The following is a 3,096-nucleotide window of genomic DNA, read 5'->3' as shown; positions in this document are numbered from 1 at the left end:
GGCCTTGACGCAGCAAAGGCCATCGGGGCGCTGGACATCGGCCAGGCCGCGATCGCCATCGGTGGCCGGACCATTGCGCTGGAAGGCATCGAAGGAACAGCCGGATTGCTTGAGCGGGCAAAGCTTTTACGCGGCCACGGCCGTATTGCGGGCAAGACCCGCGGCGTCCTGGTCAAGTGCGCCAAGCCTGGCCAGGAACTGCGAGCGGATCTTCCGTCCATCGGCCTGCAGACGGTCGAAGCAGCGCATGCAGCCGAGCTTGCCGGGATTGCCGTCGAGGCGGGACGTTCGCTGGTTCTCGAAGGTCCTGAAACCATCGCGCGCGCCAACGCACTCGGCCTGTTCGTCATTGGCCTGCCTGCCACGACGGAGCCGCACAGTGGCTGACAGGGCATTGAAGATCGCGATTGTTGCCGGCGAGGAGTCCGGCGACCTGCTCGGCGCCGACATAGTACGCTCGCTCAGGCAGGCGGCCGGGCGCGAGGTGCAACTCGTCGGCCTCGGCGGCCGTCATTTGCAGACGCTGGGACTGGTCTCGCCATTCGATGCCGGTGAGATCGCCCTCATGGGGTTCAGTGCCGTCCTGCGCGACCTTCCGCGCCTGATGCGGCGGATCAGCCAACTGGCCAAGACCGTTGCCGACGAAAAGCCGGATTGCCTCGTCACCATTGACAGTCCGGACTTTTCGTTGCGCGTCGCCAAAAAGGTGCGTGCGGCCAACCCGTCGATTCCGATCATCCACTATGTCTGCCCGAGCGTGTGGGCGTGGCGGCCGGGCAGGGCGGTCGCGATGAAGCCCTATGTCGACCACATCCTCTGCATCCTGCCTTTCGAGGTTAAGGAGTTGGAGCGGCTCGGCGGGCCATCGGGCACCTATGTTGGGCATCGCCTGACGCACGATGCGGGCTTGCTCGCTGCAGCCAAGGCGCAGGAGTTGCCGCGCGACCTTTCTCCTGATCGGGTCAAAACCTTGCTCGTCCTGCCCGGTTCGCGGCGTGGCGAGGTACGGCGGCTGCTCGACCCGTTCGGCGAGACGGTGTCGATCCTGCGCGCGCGCGGCCACCGCTTGCGGCTGCTGCTGCCGACCGTCCCGCATGTCGCCGACCTCGTCAAATCTTCCGTCAACCGCTGGGATGAAAAGCCTGAGATCATCGTCGAGCCCCAGCGCAAATGGCAGGCTTTCGGCAGGGCCGATGCGGCGCTGATCGCGTCCGGGACGGTATCGCTGGAACTGGCGCTGGCCGGCGTGCCGATGATTTCCTGCTACAGGCTCGACCCGGTCGCGCGCATCTTGGCGCCGTACCTCGTTTCCGTCTGGTCGGCGCTGCTGCCCAATCTGATATCGGATCGAGCGCTTATTCCCGAATTCTACGACGGCTATATCAAGCCGAACAATCTTGCCCGGCAATTGGAGGCACTGTTCGCCGACAGCGGCATGCGTGCCTGGCAGAAGGATGGATTTGCAGAGATCAGGCGGCGCATGGCTACGGGCAGACCGTCCGGCGAGATCGCCGCGCAGGTGGTGATGCGGTATGTCAAGAGAGTGAGTAGTCAGTAATCAGTAGAAATGGTCGACTTCACTACTCACTACTCACTACTCACTACTCACTACTCACTATTTCCTAATTCACCGCTTGGCGATCGGCACGTAATCCCGCTCCGGTGCACCGGTATAGAGCTGGCGCGGGCGGCCAATCTTCTGGCGCGGATCCTCGATCATCTCTTTCCACTGGGCGATCCAGCCGACGGTGCGGGCGACCGCGAACAGCACGGTGAACATCGTGGTGGGGAAGCCCAGCGCCTTCAGCGTAATGCCGGAATAGAAGTCGACATTCGGGTAGAGCTTCTTCTCGATGAAATAGGAATCGGTCAGCGCGATCTTTTCCAGCTCCATGGCGATGTCGAGCAGCGGATCGTCCTTGATGCCGAGCTCGCCCAGAACCTCATGTGCCGTCTTCTGCATGATCTTGGCGCGCGGATCGTAGTTCTTGTAGACGCGGTGGCCGAAGCCCATCAAGCGGAACGGGTCGTCCTTGTCCTTGGCGCGGGCGATGAATTCCGGGATGTGATCGACATGGCCGATCTCGCCAAGCATGTTGAGCGCCGCTTCATTGGCGCCGCCATGCGCGGGTCCCCACAGGCAGGCTATGCCGGCGGCGATGCACGCAAACGGGTTGGCGCCCGACGAGCCGGCGAGGCGAACGGTCGAGGTCGAGGCATTCTGCTCGTGGTCGGCGTGCAGGATGAAGATGCGTTCCATGGCGCGCGCCAGCACCGGATTGATCTTGTATTCCTCGCAAGGCACGGCAAAGCACATATGCAGGAAGTTGGCGGCAAAGTTCAGCTCGTTCTTCGGGTAAATGAAGGGCTGGCCGATGTGGTATTTGTAGGCCATCGCCGCGATCGTCGGCATCTTGGCGATCAGCCGCATGGAGGCAACCATGCGCTGGTAGGGGTCGGAAATGTCGGTGGAGTCGTGATAAAAGGCCGACAGCGCGCCGACCACGCCGCACATCACCGCCATCGGATGCGCGTCGCGGCGGAAGCCGGTGAAAAAGCGCGACATCTGCTCATGCACCATGGTGTGGCGCGTCACGCGGTAATCGAAATCGTCCTTCTGCGCCTTGGTCGGCAATTCACCGTAGAGCAGGAGATAGCAGACCTCGAGGAAGTCGCCATGTTCGGCCAACTGGTCGATCGGATAGCCGCGGTGCAACAGGATGCCGGCGTCGCCGTCGATGAAGGTGATTTCGGACTCGCAGCTTGCCGTCGAGGTGAAGCCGGGATCGTAGGTGAAAGCGCCGGTGGTTGAGTAGAGCGAGGCGATGTCGATCACATCAGGCCCGACCGAACCGCTTCGCACCTTGAATTCATGGGTCTTGCCGGCGAATTCAAGCGTTGCGGTGGCCTCTTGGGTCTTGCCCAAATCCAGTTTTTTCGCAGCTTCGGTCATTGCAAACTCCTTCTTGTTTCCTCATGCCGGCAAAGGCAAATTTCGCAGAGCGACACGTCGAAAATCACCGCAATGCGCGTATTCGCCACCGCATTTCAGGAGGTGCGTGCCAGATTGGGCCAAGGCCTAATGTTGCACTGCGA

Annotated in this window: 3 protein-coding genes; 2 read left to right on the top strand and 1 reads right to left on the bottom strand. The window is 62.0% G+C overall.

Features of this window, described 5'->3' with window-relative positions:
• A partial coding sequence (gene lpxI / locus ENZ74_RS26885) for a UDP-2,3-diacylglucosamine diphosphatase LpxI (RefSeq protein ID WP_127313110.1) occupies positions 1-387 on the top strand: 387 nt, incomplete at its 5' end.
• Positions 380-1,558, top strand: coding sequence for a lipid-A-disaccharide synthase (gene lpxB, locus ENZ74_RS26880; protein ID WP_063167972.1), 1,179 nt, complete (start codon positions 380-382; stop codon positions 1,556-1,558). The genes lpxI and lpxB, both read left to right, overlap by 8 nt.
• A 69-nt stretch (positions 1,559-1,627) precedes the next feature.
• Here the strand turns inward: lpxB and gltA are convergent, their stop codons facing one another.
• Positions 1,628-2,953, bottom strand: coding sequence for a citrate synthase (gltA, locus tag ENZ74_RS26875; RefSeq protein ID WP_013531749.1), 1,326 nt, complete (start codon positions 2,951-2,953; stop codon positions 1,628-1,630).
• Positions 2,954-3,096 lie beyond the last annotated feature (143 nt).

This window comes from Mesorhizobium sp. M7A.F.Ca.CA.002.15.2.1 (assembly GCF_003998715.1).
Lineage (GTDB): Bacteria > Pseudomonadota > Alphaproteobacteria > Rhizobiales > Rhizobiaceae > Mesorhizobium > Mesorhizobium ciceri.
Note: the sequence above shows the minus strand (reverse complement) of the source record. Positions and strands in the feature narration are given on the sequence as shown.

Excerpts from the sequence above, each read along its gene's own strand:
- gltA (WP_013531749.1), bottom strand. The coding sequence starts at position 2,953 with ATGACCGAAGCTGCGAAAAAACTGGATTTGGGCAAGACCCAAGAGGCC.